16 protein-coding genes are annotated in these 21620 nt (G+C 67.9%); 8 read left to right on the top strand and 8 right to left on the bottom strand.

Going from position 1 to position 21620, the window contains the following annotated elements:
* Nucleotides 1–223 (bottom strand): hypothetical protein (locus RIE08_10420; GenBank protein MEQ8718012.1); only part of this gene is annotated, 223 nt, incomplete at its 3' end.
* 256 nt (nucleotides 224–479) lie between these two features.
* Here RIE08_10420 and RIE08_10415 point away from each other — a divergent pair.
* The 6 genes from RIE08_10415 (at nucleotide 480) to RIE08_10390 (ending at nucleotide 8067) form a co-directional block, all read left to right on the top strand.
* Nucleotides 480–2024, top strand: coding sequence for a sugar ABC transporter ATP-binding protein (locus tag RIE08_10415; GenBank protein ID MEQ8718011.1), 1545 nt, complete (start codon nucleotides 480–482; stop codon nucleotides 2022–2024).
* On the top strand, nucleotides 2021–3070 hold the full coding sequence (locus RIE08_10410) for an ABC transporter permease (GenBank protein ID MEQ8718010.1): 1050 nt from the start codon (nucleotides 2021–2023) through the stop codon (nucleotides 3068–3070). Before RIE08_10415 ends, RIE08_10410 begins: the two co-directional genes overlap by 4 nt.
* A 48-nt stretch (nucleotides 3071–3118) precedes the next feature.
* Nucleotides 3119–4363, top strand: a complete 1245-nt coding sequence (locus RIE08_10405; GenBank protein MEQ8718009.1) for a cytochrome P450 — start codon at nucleotides 3119–3121, stop codon at nucleotides 4361–4363.
* A 76-nt stretch (nucleotides 4364–4439) separates the two neighbouring features.
* Nucleotides 4440–6758 (top strand): xanthine dehydrogenase family protein molybdopterin-binding subunit, encoded by a 2319-nt coding sequence (locus tag RIE08_10400; GenBank protein ID MEQ8718008.1) that lies wholly within the window; start codon nucleotides 4440–4442, stop codon nucleotides 6756–6758.
* Nucleotides 6758–7243 (top strand): (2Fe-2S)-binding protein, encoded by a 486-nt coding sequence (locus RIE08_10395; GenBank protein MEQ8718007.1) that lies wholly within the window; start codon nucleotides 6758–6760, stop codon nucleotides 7241–7243. The genes RIE08_10400 and RIE08_10395 overlap by 1 nt, the downstream gene beginning before the upstream one ends.
* Nucleotides 7240–8067 (top strand): xanthine dehydrogenase family protein subunit M, encoded by an 828-nt coding sequence (locus RIE08_10390; protein MEQ8718006.1) that lies wholly within the window; start codon nucleotides 7240–7242, stop codon nucleotides 8065–8067. Before RIE08_10395 ends, RIE08_10390 begins: the two co-directional genes overlap by 4 nt.
* A gap of 72 nt (nucleotides 8068–8139) precedes the next feature.
* Here the strand turns inward: RIE08_10390 and RIE08_10385 are convergent, their stop codons facing one another.
* The 6 genes from RIE08_10385 to RIE08_10360 all read right to left on the bottom strand — a co-directional run bounded on the left by RIE08_10385 (nucleotide 8140) and on the right by RIE08_10360 (nucleotide 17330).
* On the bottom strand, nucleotides 8140–9378 hold the full coding sequence (locus RIE08_10385) for a substrate-binding domain-containing protein (protein ID MEQ8718005.1): 1239 nt from the start codon (nucleotides 9376–9378) through the stop codon (nucleotides 8140–8142).
* 85 nt (nucleotides 9379–9463) lie between these two features.
* Entirely contained in the window at nucleotides 9464–10510 is a 1047-nt protein-coding gene (locus RIE08_10380) for an ABC transporter permease (GenBank protein MEQ8718004.1), read from the bottom strand.
* Nucleotides 10507–12006, bottom strand: coding sequence for a sugar ABC transporter ATP-binding protein (locus tag RIE08_10375; GenBank protein ID MEQ8718003.1), 1500 nt, complete (start codon nucleotides 12004–12006; stop codon nucleotides 10507–10509). Before RIE08_10375 ends, RIE08_10380 begins: the two co-directional genes overlap by 4 nt.
* Before the next feature lie 129 nt (nucleotides 12007–12135).
* On the bottom strand, nucleotides 12136–14085 hold the full coding sequence (locus tag RIE08_10370; GenBank protein ID MEQ8718002.1) for an FAD-dependent oxidoreductase: 1950 nt from the start codon (nucleotides 14083–14085) through the stop codon (nucleotides 12136–12138).
* A 13-nt stretch (nucleotides 14086–14098) separates the two neighbouring features.
* Nucleotides 14099–16063, bottom strand: coding sequence for an FAD-dependent oxidoreductase (locus RIE08_10365; protein MEQ8718001.1), 1965 nt, complete (start codon nucleotides 16061–16063; stop codon nucleotides 14099–14101).
* Nucleotides 16064–16079: 16 nt separating this feature from the next.
* Complete coding sequence (locus RIE08_10360) at nucleotides 16080–17330, bottom strand: cytochrome P450 (GenBank protein ID MEQ8718000.1); 1251 nt, start codon at nucleotides 17328–17330, stop codon at nucleotides 16080–16082.
* A 76-nt stretch (nucleotides 17331–17406) separates the two neighbouring features.
* Here RIE08_10360 and RIE08_10355 point away from each other — a divergent pair, with 76 nt between their 5' ends.
* Both RIE08_10355 and RIE08_10350 read left to right on the top strand, forming a co-directional pair.
* A complete protein-coding gene (locus tag RIE08_10355) occupies nucleotides 17407–19125 on the top strand; it encodes an FAD-binding protein (GenBank protein ID MEQ8717999.1) in 1719 nt (572 codons plus the stop codon).
* Nucleotides 19125–20306, top strand: a complete 1182-nt coding sequence (locus RIE08_10350) for a cytochrome P450 (protein MEQ8717998.1) — start codon at nucleotides 19125–19127, stop codon at nucleotides 20304–20306. The genes RIE08_10355 and RIE08_10350 overlap by 1 nt, the downstream gene beginning before the upstream one ends.
* On the opposite strand, the gene RIE08_10345 is transcribed toward RIE08_10350, so the two are convergent.
* Nucleotides 20286–21620 carry a TRAP transporter large permease subunit gene (locus RIE08_10345; GenBank protein ID MEQ8717997.1) on the bottom strand — a complete coding sequence of 445 codons (1335 nt, stop codon included), beginning with the start codon at nucleotides 21618–21620 and terminating at the stop codon, nucleotides 20286–20288. The two genes, RIE08_10350 and RIE08_10345, sit on opposite strands and share 21 nt — an antisense overlap.

Raw genomic sequence — 21620 nt, 5'->3', positions numbered from 1 at the left:
CGTCGCCACCGTCGTCGGCTGCTGCGCCGTCGTCGCCACCGTCGTCGGCTGCTGTGCCGTCGTCGCCACCGTCGTCGGCTGCTGTGCCGTCGTCGCCACCGTCGTCGGCTGCTGTGCCGTCGTCACCCGATGAGGTGTCGTCGTCATCGTCGCCACAGGCCGACGCGATCAACGCGAACGACAACAAGAGCGCGACGAAAATCGCCCATTTGGACCTACGCATGTGCAAGTTCCCCCGCTTAGGAAATCCGCGGACGTGTCGTCCGCGATGCCCGACTGTACGCCGAGCGTTCAGATTGTGGTGGGCGGGGGTCCCGAACACAACCGGGGGACACCCGCGACGTCAGGTTCCCGACAGGGTCCGCGGTGCTCGTTCGGCGGCTGCGCGCGAGGTTGGTGCGCGGCTGCTCCCAGCGTGTACGGTCGGGCCGCTTTCGGCTGCTCGGTGGCCGTGGCAAACGAGGGGGAGGGGCGAGTACGTGGCACATCGTGTGCTCGATATCAGGGGGCTTTCGAAGACGTTCCCGGGCCAGAAGGCGCTCATCGACGTGGACTTCTCGGTCGATGCCGGATCTGTTCACGCCCTCGTCGGGCAGAACGGTTCGGGAAAGTCGACGCTCATCAAGTGCCTGGCGGGCTATCACACGCCGGATCCGGGAGCGCAGGCCACCGTCCGCAGGGGGCGCGACGCCGATGCCAGCCCCTCGCAGTTCCGCCTCGGTGACGCCAAGGCGGCGGAGGACGCGGGTATCCGTTTCGTGCACCAGGACCTCGGCCTCGTCGAAGACCTCGGTGCCGCGGAGAACCTCGCTCTGGGGACCGGCTACCGCACGAGCTACGGCACGATCAACTGGCGACTGCAGAACCGGATCGCCACCGAGGCGCTGCGCGAGCTCGGCTACGACTTCGACGTCCGCACCCCCGTGGGGGAACTGACCCCCGCCGAACGGACCGGGCTCGCCATCGCCCGCGCGTTGCACGACTGGGAGTCGAGCGTCGATCTGCTGGTACTCGACGAGCCCACCGCTGCGCTGCCCGGCAAAGACGTGGCGCGGCTGTTCGAAGTGGTCAAGGCGGTCAGCGAGCGCGGTGTCGGTGTGGTCTACGTCTCGCACCACCTCGATGAGGTGTTCGAGATCGCCGACGTCGTGACGATCCTCCGAGACGGGCACAAGGTCGCGGACCGCCCCACCGCGGAACTCGACCACGAGGCGCTGATCCAGCTCATCGTCGGTTCCGCCGTGGACGCCGGCTCCGCTGCGGCACTGGCCGAGGAGGTCCAGGATCGACCAGTCGTGCTGTCCACGCAGGGCCTCGGCGGCCTCACGCTGGAATCCGTCGACTTCGAGGTGCACGAGGGAGAAGTGCTCGGCATCGCCGGGATCACGGGCTCGGGGCGTGAAGTCGTCGCCCGACTGCTCTTCGGGGCGCTGAGTCGCACCGGCAGGGTGGAGGTGTCCGGAACCGCCCTGGCGAACCAGCGACCCGACATCGCCATGGGAGCCGGCATGGCCTTCGTCCCCGCCGATCGCAAGCAGACGGCGATCATCCCCGAAATGACCGTCCGCGAGAACATCACGATCACCCGGTTGTCGGACTACTTCACGCGGTTCTTCCTGTCCCGTCGGCCCGAACGCGCCGACGTCCGCGACTGGATGGAACGCCTCGACGTGCGCCCCCGGGCCCCCGAGCGTGAGATCAAGAACCTCTCCGGCGGGAACCAGCAGAAGGCCGTTCTCGCCAAGTGGCTGCGGCTGGACCCGAAGGTTCTCGTACTCGACGAGCCGACCCAGGGCGTCGACGTCGGCGCCAAGGCCGACATCCACAGACTTATCGACCACGCGGCCGAAGAGGGCACCGCGGTGGTGGTCTGTTCGACCGACACCGAGGAACTCGTGAGGGTCTGCTCACGGGTGATCGTGCTCCTGCGGGGTCGCGAGCTGACCCAGCTCGTGGGCTCGGACATCTCGGTCGAACGCATCGAGGCACTACAGCTCCAGACGACCCAGGAGACGACGGCATGACGGTGACGGACGGATCGGCGGTTGCCGGCGACCCATGGTGGCGCCGTGTCAGCCTCGGTCGATGGAGCGCGGTGATCCTCGGTGGGATCTTCCTGCTCTACTTCGGGCTCACGGAGGAGAACTACCTCACGGCGATCACGTTCGAGACGACGCTCAACGAGCGGGTCACGATCGGATTCATGACGCTGGGCCTGCTCGTCCCGCTGGCCGCGGGGACCTTCGACCTCTCGGTGGGGGCGATGGTCGGCTTCTCGGGGATGGTCCTGACCTGGATCGAGAAGGACAACGAGCTGGGTGCCGGCAACGTCTGGCTCGGGATCATCGTCGTGTTGGCGATGTGCGCGGCCTTCGGCTTCGTCTCGGGGTTCCTCGTCGTCAAGTTGAGGATCAACTCGTTCATCGCCACCCTCGGCATGAGCCAGGTGATCTCGGCGGCGCTGTTGTGGCGTTCGGACAATCAGCGACTGTCCGACGCCTACTCCGACGACTTCCGTGAGATCGCCCGCGGTGACTTCTTCTCCATGGGTGAGTTCGGGGTCCCCAAGGCCTTCATCTACCTGCTGATCGCCAGCGTGATCATCTGGTATCTGCTCGAGTACACGCCGTCGGGTCGCAAGTTGTTCGCAACCGGCGGCAACCCCGACGCCGCCCGCCTCGCCGGTGTGCGCACCGGGCGTTACATCTGGTCCTCGCTGGTGGTGTCATCGGTCCTCGCCGGTATCGGCGGCATCATCCTGGCGATGCGTCAAGGTGCCGCATCGCCCCAGACGGGACCGCCGCTGCTGTTCCCGGCGTTCGCCGCCGTGTTCTTCGGCGCCACGCAGATCAAGAACCGTCCGAACGTCTGGGGCACGGTGATCGCCATCTACGTGCTCGCATTCGGTGCCCGCGGCTTCCAGCTGAAGTCGCCCGGCGTGTGGGTGGATCCTCTGTTCAACGGCGTCGCACTCGTCGTGGCGGTCGCAGCAGCCAGCATCGACTGGGGCGCGGTCCGGCGTGGCTACCGGCGACGTTTCGGCAGTGACCCGGCCGCCGCCGAGGCCTAGACCACAGCGACGTCCGCCCCGCCCAAAGACACACGGGAGCAGATCCACATGACCTCCATCGAGGACTACAGCCTCGTCGACCCCGCCACCATGGAGTCGCCCTACGACTTCTACCGGGTGATGCACAGTCAGAACGCCCGCGTCGTCGAGGTGCCGGGTGTGGGGTTCTGGGTCGGCCGGATGGATGACATCAAGAAGGTCGCCTCGGACACGGCGACGTTCTCGAACTCGTATTTCGGTGAGGAGATCTGCCCCGCCGGGGTCAGTGGCGAGCCCCTCGAGGACGACGTCGTCGAGGTCTTCCGTTCCGGTCCGCCGGTGAAGAAGGCCCTCTGGATGACCGACCCGCCCACCCACACTGTGCACCGGGCACTCGTCAATCGGGCGTTCACGCCCCGCCGGGTCTCCGCGATGGAACCAGACATCACCTCGGTCGCGGTCGAGGCGGTCGAGCGCTTCGCCGACAGGGGCAGCGTCGAGTTCATGGACGAGTTCGCCATCGTCATCCCGATGACGGTGATCTCGGACGCGCTCGGCGTGGATCGCAAAGACCTCTTCACCTTCAAGCGGTGGTGTGACGACATCCTCGCGGGGAACCTCGACGTGCTCGACCACTCCCGTCGACTCGACGTGGCCCGGTCGTTCGTCGAGTACTGCCGGTACTTCGAGTCGATCGTCGCGGATCGGCGGGAATCGCCGGCCGACGACATGATCTCGGCGATCGCGACCGCGGAGATCGACGGAAACCAACTCGACCTCGCCGAGATCCTGGCGGCCACCGAGACGCTGCTGCTCGCCGGCAACGAGACAACCAAGAACCTGATCGGCAACGGGATGCTCATGCTCCTCGAGCATCCCGACGCCATGGCGGAGATCCGTGAGGACCACTCCCTGATCCCCAACTTCCTCGAGGAGGTGCTGCGCTTCGAGGCCCCGGTGCAGTGCCTGTACCGACTTGTCACCACCGACACCGAGATCGCAGGGACCCCCATTCCGGCGGGCTCGATGGTGATGTTGGGCTGGGGATCGGCAGGCCGGGACCCCGAGGCCTTCGACGCACCGGACACCTTCGACATCCACCGGCGCAACGCACGCGATCACGTGGACTTCGGCCACGGTCCACACTTCTGCATCGGAGCCGCACTCGCCCGCGCCGAGGCGCGGATCGCGTTCGAGACGCTCTTCTCCCGTGTCGGCGAGATCCGACTCGCCGAGGGGGCCGACACGAGTCACATGCCGACCTTCGCGACCCGGGGTCTCGAACGGCTCGAGTTGACCTTCGACGTCCTCTGAGCCCATCCACGAGTCCGGGCATGGTCCGGCCCTGCACTACAGTCCGCACGAACCGACGCAATCAAAGGGGAACCACATGACGATGGTGGGGGCGCGGGTCATCCGCAAGGAAGATCCCAACCTGATCACCGGTCGCGGTCAGTACACCGACGACGTCCAGCTCGTCGACACGGCGGCGATGGTCTTCGTCCGCTCGACCGAGGCCCATGCGAAGATCCTGTCCATCGACACGTCCGAGGCCGAGGCCGCCGACGGCGTCCTGGGTGTCTACACGTACGCGGACTTCGCCCACCTACCCGGCATGGAGGGTATGCCGGGTGTCGAACGGCCGATCCTGGCTCACGGCACCGTGCACTTCGTGGGCGATCCGGTCGCTGTCGTACTCGCCGAGAGCGCCTACCTGGCAGCAGACGCCGCGGAGTCCGTCTTCGTCGAATACGAACCCCTGCCGATCGTCACCGATCCCTACGAGGCGCTGGCCGATGACGCCCCGATCATCATGGAGGGGCTGCCCTCCAACGTGATGCTCGACACGCCGTGGACCGACGACCTCGCCGAGGTGTTCGACAGCGCACCGCATACGGCGTCGGGGCGGCTTTGGAACAACCGGGTGCACCCGGTTCCGCTCGAGACCAACCAGGTACTGGCGGACTGGCGTCGTGACAAGCTGACCGTCTGGGCCTCGGTCCAGAATCCCCACGGCTACCGAAACCGCCTGACGGACTACTTCGGTATCTCCCAGAACCAGTGCCGGGTCATCCAGCCCGACGTCGGTGGTGGCTTCGGTGCGAAGGTCCAGCCCTTCCCCGAGCTGTTCCTGGTCCCAGAGCTCTCCCGACGTCATGGGCGTCCCGTGAAGTACGTCCAGACGCGCTCTGAGTGCTTTCTGCTCATGTTCCCGGGGCGGGACCAGTGGCACGACTACGAGGTCGCCTTCGACGACGAGGGAACCATCCTCGGCCTGCGGTCGAAGGTGCTCGTGGACGCCGGTGGGTACCCGGACAAGTACGCCTTCGGCATGCCGACGTTGACCAACTGGATGTCGTCGGGGTGCTACAAGATCCCGGCCATCGCGGCGGGCCACACACTCGTCGTGACGAACAAGAGCCCGATGTCGGCCTACCGGGGCGCAGGTCGTCCCGAGGCCGCCTACCTCATCGAGCGGGTCATCGACCACGTGGCCTACGAGGTCGACCTCGATCCGGCCGATGTCCGGATGCGCAACTTCATCCAGCCCGAGGACTTCCCCTACAAGGTCGCCCACGCGGAGCTCTGGTATGACTCCGGCAACTACCCGGCAGGCCTCGCGAAGGCGCTCGAGATCGTCGACTACGAGAACCTCAAGGCTGAACGGGACCGCCGCAACGCCGATCCGAGCGAGAAGCTGATGGGTATCGGCTTCTCCACGTGGACCGAGATCGCCGCGTTCGGTCCCCGAGGCTCCCTGGAGGGCTTCGGGAACATCGCCAGCTACGAGTCCGCCCAGGTCAAGATCCAGCCTGACGGCACGGCGATCATCGAGACCGGGGCCTCGCCCCACGGGCAGGGGACGGTGACGACGCTCTCGCAGATTGCCGCGGACGCCCTGCACATGGATTTCGACGACATCAGCGTCCACTACGGCGACACGGACGCGGTGCCCATGGGTATCGGTACCCAGGGCTCACGTACCGCCGCCATCGCCGGCGAGGCCACCAAGCGGGCGGCCACGCAGGTGTTCGAGAACGCCAAGAAGGTCGCGGCGCACCTGCTGGAGGCCAACCCCGACGACATCGAGGTGGTCGACGGGCAGTTCGGCGTGGCCGGAACACCGTCCAAGACCGTGTCCTGGAAGGAGGTCGGCTGGGCCGGCCTCGCACCGACCCAGCTCCCCGACGACATCGCCCCGGGAAGCCTCGAGGTGCAGATCTTCCACGAGCCCACCGGGTTCACCTTTCCCTCCGGCGCCTACGTGTGCATCGTCGGGATCGAGAGGGACACCGGCCGGGTGGAGATCGAGCGTTTCGTCGCAGTCGACGACTGCGGCACCGTGATCAACCCGCTGTTGGCCGAAGGCCAGGTCGAGGGGGGCATCGTGCAGGGCATCGCTCAGGCGATGTGGGAACAGATGACCTACGACGAGAACGGTCAGCCATTGACGGCGACGCTCATGGACTATCTGTTTCCCTCGGCGGCCGACCTTCCCCAGATCGAGGAGGCCAGGGAGAATACGCCGACCCCGCACAACTCGATGGGGGCGAAGGGGATCGGTGAATCCGGTTCCATCGGCGCCACCCCGGCGGTGGTGAACGCGGTGGTCAACGCACTGCGCCAGTACGGCGTGGTGAACGTCGACCCGGCGATCACCCCCCAGAAGGTCTGGAAAATCATCAACGGCAACGGAAGTGAGGGCTGATGAGCACCCACGAGATCTCCGTGACGATCAACGGCAAGAGCCGGACCGACACGGTCGAGGCGAGGATGCTCCTCGTTCACTACATCCGTGAGGTGCGCGGTCTCACCGGCACCCACGTCGGATGTGACACGTCCAACTGTGGGGCCTGCACGGTCCACTTCGACGGTCGCGCCGCCAAGTCGTGCACGATCCTCGCGGTGCAGGCCGACGGCCACGAGGTCACGACCATCGAGGGCCTCGCGCCGGATCCGGATCACTTCCATCCGGTCCAGGAGGGGTTCCGCCAGTGCCACGGTCTGCAGTGCGGATTCTGCACGTCGGGAATGATCATGGCGTCGGCGGGGATCCTCGCCGACGACCCCGATCCGTCCCGCGAGAAGATCCGCCTGGAGCTCGAGGGCAACCTCTGCCGCTGCACCGGCTACCAGAAGATCGTCGACTCGGTCCGCTGGGCCGCTGAGCACCCCGAGGGGGTGGAGGCGTGATCCCTCCCCAGTTCGACTACACCCGGGCCGAGACGGTCGAGGAGGCCCTGTCGGTACTCGCCGAACACGGCGACGAGGCCAAGGTACTCGCCGGTGGTCACTCGCTGATCCCACTGTTGAAGCTGCGCCTGGCCTCGCCGATGGTTCTCGTCGACGTCGGTCAGATCGCAGATCTGTCCTACATCCGCGAGGACGGCGACCACATCGCCATCGGTGCCGGGACCACGCATCACGCAGTGGCCACCTCGGAACTGTTGCGTTCGCAGGTCCCTCTGTTGGCCCACGCCACCGGCGAGGTCGGCGACCCCCAGGTCCGCAGCCGTGGCACCCTCGGTGGCGCCCTGGCGCACGGTGACCCCGCAGCGGACCATCCCGCCACTCTGCTGGCCCTGCGCGGCAGCGTCGTGGTCCAGGGTCCGGCCGGCCGCCGCGAGATCGCCGCCGATGACCTCTTCACCGGTTTCCTCGAGACGGCGATCAACCCCGACGAGTTGCTCGTCGAGGTCCGGGTCCCGAAGATGCCCGGTGCCGGGTGGTCCTTCCAGAAGTTCAACCGGCGTGCCCAGGACTGGGCCATCGTCGGGGTGGCCGCGGTCGTCGACAACGGCAACTCGGGGATAGCGCTGGTGAACATGGGCTCGGCGCCGCAGCGTGCTGCCGCCGTGGAAGCCGCCCTGTCGTCGGGTTCGTCGGCAGCCGATGCCGCCGCGGTTGCCGACGAGGGCTTCGACCCGCCGAACGACCTGAACGCGGACGAGGCCTACCGCCGTCACCTCGCCAGGGTGCTCGTCGGCCGGGCCCTCGCCGAGGCAGGGGCTTCCTAGAGCCCACGCTGATCCGAAAACGACGAAGGGGCCCCGGTCAGTTGTGACCGGGGCCCCTTCGCGTTCAGTGGATCAGCTCATGCCCCAGAGGGCGAGGAACTCGTCCTTGAACCCGGGGAAGGGCTCGAACGGTGTGGTCGGGTCACCCACGTTGTCCTGGGTGATGATGAACCACGGGAAGTTGTCGACCTCGACGACGCGGTCGGGGAAGTCTGTCAGGGGCGGCTGCTCGAAGGTGCCGAGCGGGGCGCCGGCGAGGCCACGCAGGGCCTCGTCCATCGCACGCCACGCCAGGTACTCGGTGGGCAGACCGATGTCGACCACCTGCAGGTTGCCGTCCGCGATGAGCTGGTAGTTCGGCTCGGTGGATGCCTGGGACACGCCGATGACGCCGTCACCAACACCGGAACCCGAGAACGCCTCGGACATGCCGAGGATCATGTCACCGAAGCCGGTGACCAGGTAGGTGATGTCCGGGTTGGACTGCAGCTCGGCGACGGTCTGGGAGATGTGGGCACCTTCGAGAAGGTCGGGCACGGTGAACTCGAGAACCTTCACGGTGCAGTCGGGGCAGTTCGCCGCCATCTCGTCCTGGAAGCCCTCGAGCTCGAGGCCGAGCACGGGGAACTGCGGGATCGTGATGTAGAGGGCCTGAGCGGTTCCACCGCTGTCGGCGATGACGTAGTCGGCCTGCAGGACGCCGGCGAACCAGTAGTCGTCACCGGAGATGAGGTTGGCGGTGATGCCGGGCTGGTCCACGTAGGGCTCGGGGATGGACCAGACGACGACGGGAATCCCCATCGAGTCGAGCTCCTCGAGCTCTGCGGCGAACCACTCACGGGGGTTACCCGAGGTGAGCACCAGGTCCGGAGCGGCCTGCACGGTCTGCTGGAATGCCGACTGGACCGTGTCCGCTGTGTCGGTGTGGGTGATGACCTCGAGGTTGGCGCCGATCGCGTCGGCGGCCTCGGCCACGCCCTGGCCGATGACGTTGCACACCGGGACCGAACACTGAACGTAGACGATGTCCAGGTCTTCCGGCACGGCGACCGGCTCGGTGATGCCCACGCTCGACTGCGGGTTCGTCCACTGGTCGACACGGGCCTGGGCCAGTGCCACGCCGGTCATCTCGCCACCGTCGTCGGCTGCTGCGCCGTCGTCGGAGCCACCGTCGTCGGCTGCTGCGCCGTCGTCGCCGGCCGAGGTGTCGTCATCGTCGTCACCGCAGGCCGCGGCGATCAGCGAGAACACCGCGAGCAGTGCAATCAGGACCATCCAGCGCTTGCGGCCGGATCGGACATTGGTAGTCATATGGGTTTCTCCCCCTCGTTTACAGAACCGTAAGTTGAGCACAGCTGCCCGGGCGCGGTGGTTCACCACGGGAATCGGACAGAGATCAGGTCTCGTCGGGTGACGGTACAGACGCCTGGTCGGAATCGGACTCTTCGTGTGCCCCCCGCACCCGACTGCGGAACGCCGAGTACTCCCGGTACCTGGTCAGCAGGCTCGACAGGCCGACGGCGGCGATGAGTGCCAGGCCGAAGAACAGGTCGTCGAGGATCCGGCGGATGTCCGTACTGGAGATGGCCCTGTTCAACCCCGCGACCATGCTCGCGAGGACGAACACCGACGCGACCGTCCCCCAGGCGTTGAAGCGGCCCTTGAACTGGGTGGAGCCGAGGAACGCCGCAGCGAAGGCCGGCAGCAGGAAGGGTGCGCCGGCTGTGGCGTTGCCCGCCGTCTGTGCGGCGGCGAGGATGCCCCCGACGCCCGCGATGAACGCCGACACCAGCAGTGATCCGGCGACGTAGCGGCTCGTCTGCACCCCCGCGAGGCGTGCGGCATCGGGTCCGTCACCGGTGGCCTGGAGGTATCGGCCCGTCGGTGTGTGTTCGATGACGTACCACAGGATCACGGTGATGATCACCAGGATCAGCACCTTCAACTGGATTCCGCCGAATATCTCGTTGATGGCGAGTTTCTTGAAGTTCGGGTCGTAGCCGGTTATCTGCACGCCGCCCGTCACATACTCCGCGAGCGCGGCCAGCACCGCCCCCGTGCCGAGGGTGGCGATGAACGAGTTCATCCGCACCCCGACGATCAGAACCGCGTTGAGCGCACCGCAGCCGAGTGCGATGAGCAGGGTGATGATGATGGCGAGGGTGATCGAGACGCCGTGCTCCGCCTGGAGCCACGAGACCATCACGGACGACAGGCTGATGGTGCCCGCGATCGACAGGTCGAAGGTCCCCGTGAGCAGCGGCGTCACCAGGCCGACGGCGACGATCGCGCGGGTGGCGACGTCGATGTTCAGCGTCGCACGGTGGGTGGTCCAGTTGATCCACAGGTCCGGGATCCACAACGCGAAGATGATGAACCCGATCGCATACAGATAGACGATGCTGATGTTGCCGGGCGAGAATTTCCGAAGCTCGATGTTCACGCGAGGATCTCCCTGGCGATGCGGTCGTGGTTGAGGTCGTCACCGGACAGTTCGGCGGCCACCCGTCCGTTGCGGGTGATGAGCACCCGGTCACAGACGTTGGCGAGTTCCTCGGCGTCGGACGACGCGAGGACGATGGCGGTTCCGTCCGACGCCGTGGTGGCGAGGATGTCGTAGATCGCCGCCTTGGCGCCCACGTCGACGCCCTGGGTCGGCTCGTCGAGCACCATCACAGCGGGGTTCGTGCGGAGGATCTTCGCGAGGACGGCCTTCTGCTGGTTGCCGCCGGACAGTGAGCTGAGCGGCCGGTCGGGGTCCGGCGGGCGTAGTTCGAAGCGGTCGATCCACGCACGGGCCTCGGCACGCTCGGTGCGGGTCGACAACCAGAAGCGGCCGAGAGGTCCGAGCCGCGGCAGCGAGATGTTCTCGCGAATCGTGTGCGAGGGGATGGTGGCGAGTGTCTTGCGGTCTGCCGGGACCAGTGACATCCCCGAGACGAGTGCGATTCGGGGCTCGCCGTCGACCGTGTCGCCGTCGATCTGGACCGAGCCGCGGGCGCGGCGGCTGCCACCGACGAGCAGGGAGGGGATCTCGTCGCGTCCTGAGCCGACGAGGCCGGCGATGCCGAGGATCTCCCCCTTGCGGACGTCGAAGTCCACGCCTTCGGTCTCTTCGCCCCACAGGTCCCGCACTGTGAGCACCGCCTCGCCCGGAGCCGTCGACGGCCTCGAATAGAGGCTCTCCACGGCGCGGCCGACGATCAACTCGACGAGGGAGTCGTGGTCGAGTTCGTCGGCCATCGCGTGACCGACGACGACGCCGTCCCGTAGGACCGTCACCCGGTCAGCGATCTCGAACACCTCCTCGAGGCGGTGCGAGACGAAGATGACCGCGGCGCCCCTCTCGGCGACCGTCCTCACTGCGGCGAAGAGTCGCTCGACTTCGGGGCGGGGCAGGGATGCGGTCGGCTCGTCGAGGACGAGGATCCCCCAGTCGCCCTCCTCCCAGTCCTGCAGCGCCCGCACGAGAGCGACGATGGCCTTCTCCGCGGCGGCGAGCGTGCTGACCGGGCGGCGGGGGTCGATGTCCACCCCGAACTCGGCGAGGAGCTGCCTGGCCCGGCGGGCTTCGGCCCGCCAGGCGATGCGACCACCGACTGCCGTGTGGAAGCCCCGGCCGAGTGCGAGATTCTCGATGATGCTCATCGTCGGTACCAGGCCGAGGTCCTGGTGCATGACGTGGAGGTGGCGCCTGTCCTCGTCGCCGAGCGACTCGAGGTCCACCTCGTGGCCGCGGATCTTGACCACCGCGCCGGGGTCGGGTCGGTGGTATCCGGCGAGGATCTTGATGAACGTCGACTTGCCCGAGCCGTTCTGGCCGACGAGCGCATGGACCTCGCCGGCGTAGGCGGTCAGGTTGGCGGCGCTCAGGGCGACCTGGCCGGGGAAGGTCTTCGACAGGGACCCCACCTCGAGGACGGGCATGAGGTCAGTCATGCGACAAACCGGACGGGAACCGCGCGCCGCTGCTCACATGAATGCACAAGAAGGTCCCCTCCCCCCGATTTCTGCTCTCCGAGAGTCAACCACATCCCGGCCCCCGTGCACCGAATCCGTGTCCCGGCTCTAGGTCGCCCTCCCGGCCATGCGCCCCTCGCGGACGGCCTCGAGGATCGTCCGTGGTGCGGCCGCGTCACCGATCACGTCCACGGCCGGGGCACCTGGCAGGCCGCTCAGGGCACGGGCGAGGTCGTCGTCGGCGCGGTTGCCGACCGCTGCCACGACCACGTCGGCCGACTCGTTGCGTTCGAGGTCCGAGAGGGTGTCGCGGACCCGCAGGGTCCCGTCGACGATCCCGAGGACGGCCGAGTTCGCGGTCAGGACGACCCCTTTCCCAGCGAGGCGTCGCAGCGTCGTCATCATGGTCGCCTGATCCAGGTTCGAGCCGATGTGGAGCTTGGGTGTCAGGACGGACACGGCCGCACCTGCATCGTGGAGAGCCTCGGCCGGGGCGTAGGCGCCGAAGTGGGCGACGTCGTCGACGACCACGACGCGGCGCCCGGCATGGGCGGCCGGTGCGACCATCGCCTCGATCGGGGCGATCACCGTCAGCGACCCGTCGGTGGGAATCGGCTCGGGGCGTGGGCGGGACCCCGTGGCGATCACGACCACGTCGACCCCGCTCCCTGCCACATCCTCGGCGGTGAGCCTGGTTCCGAGGTCCACCTCGACTCCGAGACGGTCGAGTTCGGCGATCTGGTGGTCGATGATCCAGCCGAGTTCCGCACGGGTGGGAATCGACGACGCAGCGCGGACCTGTCCGCCCAACTCGGCAGAGGCCTCGACGAGGCGGACGATCTCACCCCGTTCGGCGGCGGCGATGGCGGCCTCCATCCCAGCGGGTCCTCCACCGATGACGAGTACGCGCCGACCCGCTCCCGCCGGTGCGGTACCGATGCCGAGGCGGCGTTCGCGTCCCACGGCCGGGTTGACCGCGCAGGTGATCGTCCGGTTCGTGTAGAGATAGCCGAAGCAGCCCTGGTTACAGCCGATGCAGGGGCGGATCTGCTCGGGCGTCCCCTCCACGAGCTTCGCCACCCAGGCCGGATCGGCGATCAGAGAGCGCGCCTCCGCGACGACGTCGGCCCGCCCGGTGGCGATCACCTCTTCGGCGAGCTCGGGCCGCTTGAGGCGTCCCACGGCGAAGACGGGAACATCGACCGCCGCCTTGATGGCCGCCGCGTAGTCCACGTAGAGGCCCTCGGGTGTGTCCATGGGCGGGACGATCATCTGGTTGTGCCGCGACGTGCCGGCACTGACCGAGATGTAGTCCACCGCGCCGATCCAGGCGATATGGCCGGCCACGTCGACGTAGTCGGCGTTGTCCAGGCTCCCCTCGACCAGGTCGGAGCCGTTGATGCGGACACCGACGACCATGTCGTCGCCGACGGTCTTGCGGGCCAGGGTGATCACCTCGCCGAGGAGGCGGAAGCGGTTCTCGAGGTTTCCGCCGTAGTCGTCGTCGCGGTGGTTGTTGAGGGGGGAGAGGAACTGGCCGAGCAGGTACTCGTGCGCGGCGTGGATCTCGATCCCGTCGACGCCGGCCTCGGCGCAGTTCCGGAACGCCTGCTCGTAGCCGTCGAGGACCTCGCCGATGTCATCGGCGGTCATGGCATGGGGGATCTCCGGGGAGATCGCCGACTTGACGTCCGAGGGTGCCCACAGCGGCAGGCGCGAGTCGTGGGCGGACATCCGCGAGCCGCTGTGGGCCAACTGGGCGATCGTGCGGCATCCGTACCGCCACAGCTCCGCCCGGAGCGCCTCGAGGGTCGGGATGATCTCGGGGCGGTGGAACGCGAGGTAGTCCGGGAACTTCATCGTCGTGTCGTGGACGGCGCCACCCTCGACGATGATCGCGGCCACCCCGCCCTTGGCGCGCTCGGCGTAGTAGGCGGTCATCTGGTCGCCGATCACCGCGCCGTGTGACATCAGGGTCTGGTGACCCGGGAAGACGACCCGGTTCTTCAGCTTCAGCCGTCCCGCCTCGAGCGGGCTCAGCAGGTGTGGGTATGACATGGACATCCCCTCGTCAGACCAGTCTTCCGATGCGATTGCCGTCCCAGATCGCGTCGATGGCGCGCCTCGGCGCCAGGGCGTCGCCGACGGTGTGGACCTCCAATTCGTCGTGTCCGGCCAGCGCGTGTGCGAGGGAGTCCTCGGCGACGCCGAACCATGCCGCGACGACGGCGTCCGCGCCTAGATCGTGGAACTCCCCGGTGAGGTTCTCGGTGATCCGGGCCGTGCCGGGCTCCACGTGGACGAGCGAGTGACGCTCCAGGAACGTGACGCCGAGAGAGCGCAGACGCCGCAGCATCGGGGGGCGGCTGAACGCGTCCATCTCGGCGCCCACCGACACCGGGGTCACGAGGATGACGTCGTGACCGTCGCCGGCGAGGCGCTCGGCGACGGTGCACACCTTCCAGTCCGCCTCTCCCGAGTCGACGACAATCACGCGTGCGCCATCGACGCCGTCGGTGATCGCGCCATGCGCGCTGATGATTCGTTCCGCGCCGGGGACGTCGGGGCGCCCCGGCGACGAGCCGGTGGCGACGACGACCACGTCGGGCGCGAGGTCGCGGACGACGTCGACGGTCGCCGGGGTCCCGAGCAGGATCTCGACGCCGAGTGCCCGGCAGCGGAACTCGAGGAACCGCACCGAGTTGGCGAACTCGTCGCGGTATCCCATGGCGGCCGCGGCGACCAGGACCTGTCCGCCGACACGATCCGCCGCTTCGAGCAGCGTGACCCGGTGACCGCGGGCCGCTGCGGTCTCCGCCGTCTTCAGCCCAGCGGGTCCCGCACCGACCACCACCACCCGCCTCGGTGAAGAGACCGTCTCCAGCGTCCCGATTCCCCACTCCGCCTCGAAACCGACGGCGGGGTTCACGAGACACGCGATCGGGGCGCCCCGGTGCGGTCCGCCCCGACACCCGACGTTGCACGAGATGCACTCGCGCAGTTCCTCGCGACGGCCCTCGGCCGCCTTGTTCACCCACTCCGGGTCTGCGATGAGGGGACGCACGAGGCAGATCCCGTCGGCGACCTCGGCGGCGAGTAGCTCCTCGCACTGTTCGGGAGTGACGAGCCGTGCAACGGTCAGGACCGGGACGTCGCCGCATGCCTGGCGCACCTCCTTCGCGTAGTGCGCGTAGGGGGCTCGCTCGAAGCTCATGTCGGGGATCATCGTCTCGATCGACGCGTAGTTGGACTGGCTGACGCTGACGTAGTCGATGCGTTGACGGGCGAGGAGGTGGTCCACGATCTCGGTGCACTCGGCGGGGTTCAGCCCGTCGGGCGAGAACTCCTCGGCGGAGACCCGTATCCCTACGGCCACCCCTGCGCCCACCTCCGCGTTCACCGCCTCGAGCACCTCGAGCGGCAGGCGGCAGCGGTTCGCGATGCTGCCCCCGTAGGCGTCGGTGCGCCGGTTCGAGAAGCGGGACAGGAACTCACACAGCAGGTAGCCGTGGGCGAGGTACACCTCGATCCCGTCGAACCCGGCCGCCGCGAGTCGGCGGGCCCCCTGGCGGTAGGCGTCGACGATCTCTGCGATGTCGCGGGTCGTCATCGCGTGGGGGACGACGCGGCTGGCCGGGTCGGGGATCGCAGATGGCGCCCACAGCTCGCGGTGCGCCGCGAACGTGTGGCCCTGACGGCCGAGGTGTGAGAGTTGCCCGAAGATGGCTGCGCCATGGGACTTCACCATCTCCGCGACCCGCGCGTAGGTCGGGATCGACTTGTCGCTCCAGACCTCGTTGACGCCGGCCGCAGCGAGTCCTGTCGGGTGGACCATCGACGAGCCCTGGATGACCATCCCCACGCCGCCCTTGGCCCGCTCCGCGAGATAGTGACCCTGGCGGTCGGTGAGGTGGTGGGTGTGCCAGTCGACGAATCGGGACCCGTGCCCCGCGAAGACCGTCCGGTTACGTATCTCGACGGGACCGATCTGCAGGGGCGACAGGAGATGGGGGTAGGCGGATGCCTCGGTGTTCACCTCGTGAGCGGCGGTGTCAGCCGGCGGCGGGGTGCATGTGCACCTCGAGGCTCGCCGGCGAGCGGAGGTAGAAGCCGATGTCGCGGGGGACGTCACCGGCGAACTCGAGGCGGTCGTAGTTCTCGAGGAGGTGCAGGAGCATCTCCTCCATCTCGACCTTCGCCACGAGCGAACCGGTGCACGTGTGTGAACCCCCGCCGAAGGAGCGGAGCATCGCGGCCTGGGTGAACTGGCCACCCGAGGACTCGGTGAAGCGACCGATGTCGAAGCGCCCGGGGTCGTCGAACGCCTCGGGGTCGTGGTTCGCTGCGCCCAGGGCGAGGAAGAGGCGTTCCCCCGGTCGAATGGTGGCACCGCCCAGTTCCACCTCCTTCACGGCGTCCCGGACGGCGCCCTGGACGGGGGCCCGGTAGCGGAGGCCCTCGGCGATCGCCGAGACGGCCAGGGAAGGGTCGTCCTTGAGCCTGCGCCACTCGTCGGGGTTCACCATGAGGGCGACGAGGAGGTTGACCATCGCCCGGTCCGTCGTCTCGATCCCTGCGGACATCAAGAACGCGGTGAAGGACCTGACCTCGTCGTCGGAGAGCGTCTCGCCCTCGAACTCGGTGGTCACGAGGGTGGACAGGAGGTCCTCTGAGGGGGACTCGCGGCGCGCGTCGATCTTCGGGGTGACGAACTCGAAGAGGTCCTCACGGGCCTTCACGCCGCGCGCGTGGATCTCGGGGTCGCCGGTCACGTTGGAGACGCTCGCCGCGACGATGCGGTGGTACCAGTCGGGGAAGGCCGTGGCGTCCATGAGCGCCATGAGCTGGCCGATGACGGCGAGCGGGACGATGCTCGTCAGGGTGGTCTTGAGGTCGACGACGGCGGGGGCGTCGTCGAAGTCCTCGGCGCACTCGTCGATGATGTCGAGGACCATCTGCTTGTAGTCGCCCTTGATCAGCCTCGGGCTGCGCAGTTCCTTGGCGAGGATGGCCGACTTGCGTCGGTGCTCGGTACCGGTCATGTGCAGGATGGTGCGGCCGTAGATGGCCGAGCTCGACATCTCGGCGAAGCGGGGCCCGAAGTGTTCCTCGTCGGTGAAGACGCGGCCGACGTCGGCGTGGCGCGAGACGATCCACGCGTTCATCTTGGGACTCCAGGCCACCGGAGCCTCCTCCCGGAGCCGGGCGTAGACCGGGTACGGGTCGGGTGAGTTTCCGTCGATCATCGCCTCGAGAGCCTCGATTGCAGGCTCGACGCGTGCGGAGCTGTCGGTCTGGGTCATCGTTCCCCCTGTGTGCATGCACGTTCCAACCCCTGACCATAGTGTGATCAGGAATCACTGACGGGGGGGATCCGACATGGTGGAACGCATCGTCGCGGACGTGGTGGTCGCGGGCAGCGGCATCGGCGGCATGTCGGCGGCGATCCGGGCCCATGACCTGGGGGCGTCGGTCGCCCTCGTGGAGAAGGCGGACCACGTCGGCGGGGCGACTGCGTGGTCCGGCGGTCAGGTCTGGGTCGGGGCCAATCACGTCGCGATGGACGCGGGACTCGATGACACCGTGGACGAGACACTCGCCTACGTCGCGGCCATCGCCGGGGCGCACCCTGATCTGTTCGATCCGGTGCGGGCGGCCGAGTGGGTCGGCGCCGCGGTCGAGGCGACACGGTGGTTCTCCGACGTCGGTGTCATCGAATGGGAGCTGATCCCCGACTATCCCGACTACTACTTCCCGGATGCGCCCGGATCGAAGCCCACCGGGCGCTACCTCACGGGCGCTCCGTTCGACGGCACGAGTCTCGGCGACGACCGCAAGCTCCTGGTGGACGCACCGCACTGGCCGATGGGCATCACCTACGGGGAGATGTTCGCCTGGGGTGGGTTGTCGAGCCGGGACCGCTGGGATCGCGGGGTCATGGCCCGGCGGCGCGCCGACGACGTCTTGACCTTCGGCCAGGGAATCGCGGCGGCGTTCCTGCGGGGCGTGCTCGACCGCGAGATCCTCCTGTACACCGGCCGGGAGGTGACCGGACTGGTGACGGACGGCGACGCCGTCAGTGGGGTGTGGGCCACGGGCGCGACCGGCGAACTCGAGGTGCGCGGCGCGGTCATCCTCGCGACCGGGGCCCACGACTGGTCCCGCGACCTCGTCGATCGCTGGATCGGTACGCCGGCTGAGGATGGCGGCAGCGTCGCTCCCGCCTCGGTCGCCGGTGACGTGGTCGCCGTTGCGGGCCCTGTTGGTGCGGCGACGGCGACGGTGCCGGGGACGGCAGCTCCGATTATCCCCGGGTATCGCCTGTCGGTTCCCGCCTTCGAGGGCGACACGGGCTTCCGGGCGTGCTTCGAACACTGCCTTCCCCACACGGTGATGGTGAACCGGCGCGGGGAGAGGTTCTGCGACGACTCTTTCCACCCGGCGGTCATCGCCGGCGCGCTCGCTGAGGACGCGTCGGGCGAGCGGCCGAACCTGCCCTTCTTCATGATCTGGGACGAGCGTCACCACGAGCGCTACGGACTCGGCGCGACCGGGCCCGGTGAGGCGTATCCGGAAGGGCTGGTCTCCTCGGCCGGTTCGTTGCAGGACCTTGCCGGGATGCTCGGGATCGACGCCGCCGGGCTCGCGGCGACGGTTGCACGGTTCAACGGGTCCGCCGAGCGGGGCGAGGACCCTGACTTCGGTCGGGGATCGAACGCCTCGGTCCGGCGGTTCCGTGGCGACGGGGACCACGAGCCCAACCCGAACGTCGGATCCATCGACGAGGCACCCTTCCACGGGATGCGCATGCGACTCCTCAATACCGGCATCGCCGCCGGTGGTCTCGTCACGGGGGCCGCCGGCGCGGTGCTGCGACCTGACGGTTCGCCGATACCCGGACTGTTCGCCGCGGGCGAGTGCGTCACCCGGATCAGCGGCGGGGGAGCGGGCTACAACAGCGGCTACTCGTTGTCTCGTGCGATGACCTACGGCTACCTCGCTGCCGACGCTCTCGCCGCGGGCCCACCCGCGGCTGGCGCGGACGCCGCGGCCACACCCGGAGCCGGTCCCGGGTACCCGACGACACGGAGGAACTGATGCCGACCCACACGATCACGCGCTGGGGCCCCGCCGTCGAGGCGTACCGGTCCAAGGCGTTGCGTCAGGCGCTCTTCGACGAGAGCGTGATGATGGAGGACGTGCTCATCGATCTCCACGGGCGCGAGCACCGCGACCGCCGGCGTATCGAGAACCCTCTCTTTCGCCGTGACGTCCAACTGGAGTACGAGCGCGTCGAGTTCCCCGAGGTCCTCGAGGCCGCGCTCGCCCCCCACGTCTTCGCGGGCCGATGCGAGCTCCTGGCCTTCGGGCATCGTGTGATGCTGAACCTGAGCTGTGTGAACGCCGGCGTGGACCGGGTCGTGGGCGACGAGGCGGAGACCGAACGGCTCCTCGAACTCCTCGAGGAGTTCATCGAGGGGGCCCGCATCCATCACTACACGGGCGACCGGGACGCGAAGATCGCCGAGATCGCCGCTGCGGTCGACGCCTTCGACGCCGAGTTCGTGGGGCCGTCGCTGCGTCGACGCTCGGCGCTGCTCGAGGAGGGTGCCGATCTCCCCCGTGACGTCCTCAGTGCGCTCGTCAGCAACACCGGGCTGTCCCGTGACGTGTTGGCCCGCGAACTCGCGTTCTTCCTCACAGCAGGTGCCTCCACGAGCGCCGGTGCGCTCACGAAGACCATGCACAACGTATTCGGCTGGCTCGAGGAGCGACCCGGTGACCGTCCCCGCCTCGTCGACGATCCGGCGTTCGTAAGGCGATGCATCCTCGAGACCCTGCGGTTGTCGCCGATCAGTCCGATCGGCGGGCGTCGTGCGCTCGAGGACCTCGAGCTGGGCGACGGCACGGTGGTCCGTCGGGGCGACCGCGTCGACATCCACATCGAGTCCGCCAACAGGGACCCCGCCGTGTTCGGCGACCGGGCCCACGACTTCGATCCTGATCGTGCGCTACCTGAGGGGGTGCCGCTGCATGGTCTGAGCTTCGGTCACGGCATGCACCACTGCATCGGCCAGGAGCTCGCCGTCGGCGTGGACCCCGATGGCGGGGGGTTCGAGGACCGGCTGTTCGGTCTCGTCGGTGTCGTCGTACGCGAACTCGCCCGCCACGGCGTACGCCCCGACCCCGACGACCCACCGGAGTGGGAGACGACGACGGCACGGACCGCGTTCCGCCGGTTCCCGGTCCTGCTCGGATCAGCCGGCGACCTGGGGTAGCCAGGTCGTGAGCGAAGGGAAAGAGAAGAGGAGCGCGATCGTCGCGAGGTCCATCAGCCCGAAGGGCCAGATCCCGCGGAACGCGTCTTCGATCTTGAGGCCTGGCGCGGCTCCCACGACCACGTAGACGTTGATACCGACCGGCGGGGTGATGAGGCTCAGCTCGATCATCTTGACCATCAAGATGCCGAGCCACAGCCCATTGAAGCCCAGGTCCATCACCACCGGGTAGATCAGCGGGACCGTGATCAACAGGATCGACAGCCCGTCGAGGAGCATCCCCAGCGGAATCAGGGCCAACAGGAACAGGATCAGGATCATGTACCGGTTGACGCCGAGCTCGGTGATCCACTCCGAGAAGTCCCGGGCGTAGCCGCCTGAGACCATGAAGAACGAGAAGATGCCGCCGCCGATCAGCAGGAAGAAGACCATGCTGGTGACCTCGGTCGTCTCCTCGAAGGCCTGACGCAGCAGCCGGAAGACGTCGAGCCCACCTCGGCGGACACCGGTCCAGATCAGCATCAGCAGTGCGACGGCTGCCGCCACCGCACCTGATTCGGTGGCGGTGAACGCCCCGGTGTAGATGCCTCCGACCACGATGAAGAACAGGACCAGAACCTTGAAGGCGGAGGACAGCTGCGTCAGGTTCGTGGAACGGACGGGCAGGATCACGTCGTCGAGGTCTTCTGCCACGAACTGCGGGCCGACCTCGGTGCGGGCGCGGAACCACACGACGAGTGCGTACAGGAATGCGGAGATGACTCCCGGGATGAACCCGGCGAGCAGCAGCTCGCCGATCGATTCGCCGGTGAGAACGCCGTAGATCACGAGTACGACGCTCGGCGGGATGAGGATCCCGAGCGTGCCGCTCGCCGCGACGATCCCTGAGGCGAAGGCCGCGGAGTAACCGTGCTTGCGCATCTCGTTGATGGAGATCCTGCCGACGGTGGCGACCGTGGCGGCGCTCGATCCCGTAACCGCGGCGAAGCCGGCGCAGGCGGCGACTGTCGCGTATCCGAGTCCCGCGGGGAAGCGCCCGAGGACGCGGGCCGCGAAACCGTAGACGTCGCTGGCAATGCCTGCCTGCACGACGAGCATCCCCATCACGACGAACATCGGTATGAGCATGAGGGTGAAGCTCGCCGTCGTGGAGTACGGGTCGTTGGCGAGCGTGTTGTACGTGTAGTCGCGATCGTTGAGAAGGATCAGCCCTAGCGACCCTGCGGTCAGGAGGGAGAACGAGACCGGGACCTCCGAGAGGATCATCACCACCAGCACGACGACCGAGGTGAGCAGGATCAGGTTCGGCGACAT

This window comes from Acidimicrobiales bacterium (assembly GCA_040219085.1).
Classification (GTDB): Bacteria; Actinomycetota; Acidimicrobiia; order Acidimicrobiales; family JAVJTC01; genus JAVJTC01.
The sequence above is the reverse complement of the archived record's forward strand: the minus strand, read 5'-3'. Positions and strand labels throughout refer to the sequence as shown.

What these genes read in the sequence shown, in the direction of transcription:
- RIE08_10385 (MEQ8718005.1), bottom strand. Translation starts at nt 9,378, where the DNA reads ATGACTACCAATGTCCGATCCGGCCGCAAGCGCTGGATGGTCCTGATT.
- RIE08_10350 (MEQ8717998.1), top strand. Translation starts at nt 19,125, where the DNA reads ATGCCGACCCACACGATCACGCGCTGGGGCCCCGCCGTCGAGGCGTAC.
- RIE08_10395 (MEQ8718007.1), top strand. Translation starts at nt 6,758, where the DNA reads ATGAGCACCCACGAGATCTCCGTGACGATCAACGGCAAGAGCCGGACC.
- RIE08_10405 (MEQ8718009.1), top strand. Translation starts at nt 3,119, where the DNA reads ATGACCTCCATCGAGGACTACAGCCTCGTCGACCCCGCCACCATGGAG.
- RIE08_10355 (MEQ8717999.1), top strand. Translation starts at nt 17,407, where the DNA reads ATGGTGGAACGCATCGTCGCGGACGTGGTGGTCGCGGGCAGCGGCATC.
- RIE08_10400 (MEQ8718008.1), top strand. Translation starts at nt 4,440, where the DNA reads ATGACGATGGTGGGGGCGCGGGTCATCCGCAAGGAAGATCCCAACCTG.
- RIE08_10360 (MEQ8718000.1), bottom strand. Translation starts at nt 17,330, where the DNA reads ATGACCCAGACCGACAGCTCCGCACGCGTCGAGCCTGCAATCGAGGCT.
- RIE08_10345 (MEQ8717997.1), bottom strand. Translation starts at nt 21,620, where the DNA reads ATGTCGCCGAACCTGATCCTGCTCACCTCGGTCGTCGTGCTGGTGGTG.
- RIE08_10375 (MEQ8718003.1), bottom strand. Translation starts at nt 12,006, where the DNA reads ATGACTGACCTCATGCCCGTCCTCGAGGTGGGGTCCCTGTCGAAGACC.
- RIE08_10370 (MEQ8718002.1), bottom strand. Translation starts at nt 14,085, where the DNA reads ATGTCATACCCACACCTGCTGAGCCCGCTCGAGGCGGGACGGCTGAAG.
- RIE08_10410 (MEQ8718010.1), top strand. Translation starts at nt 2,021, where the DNA reads ATGACGGTGACGGACGGATCGGCGGTTGCCGGCGACCCATGGTGGCGC.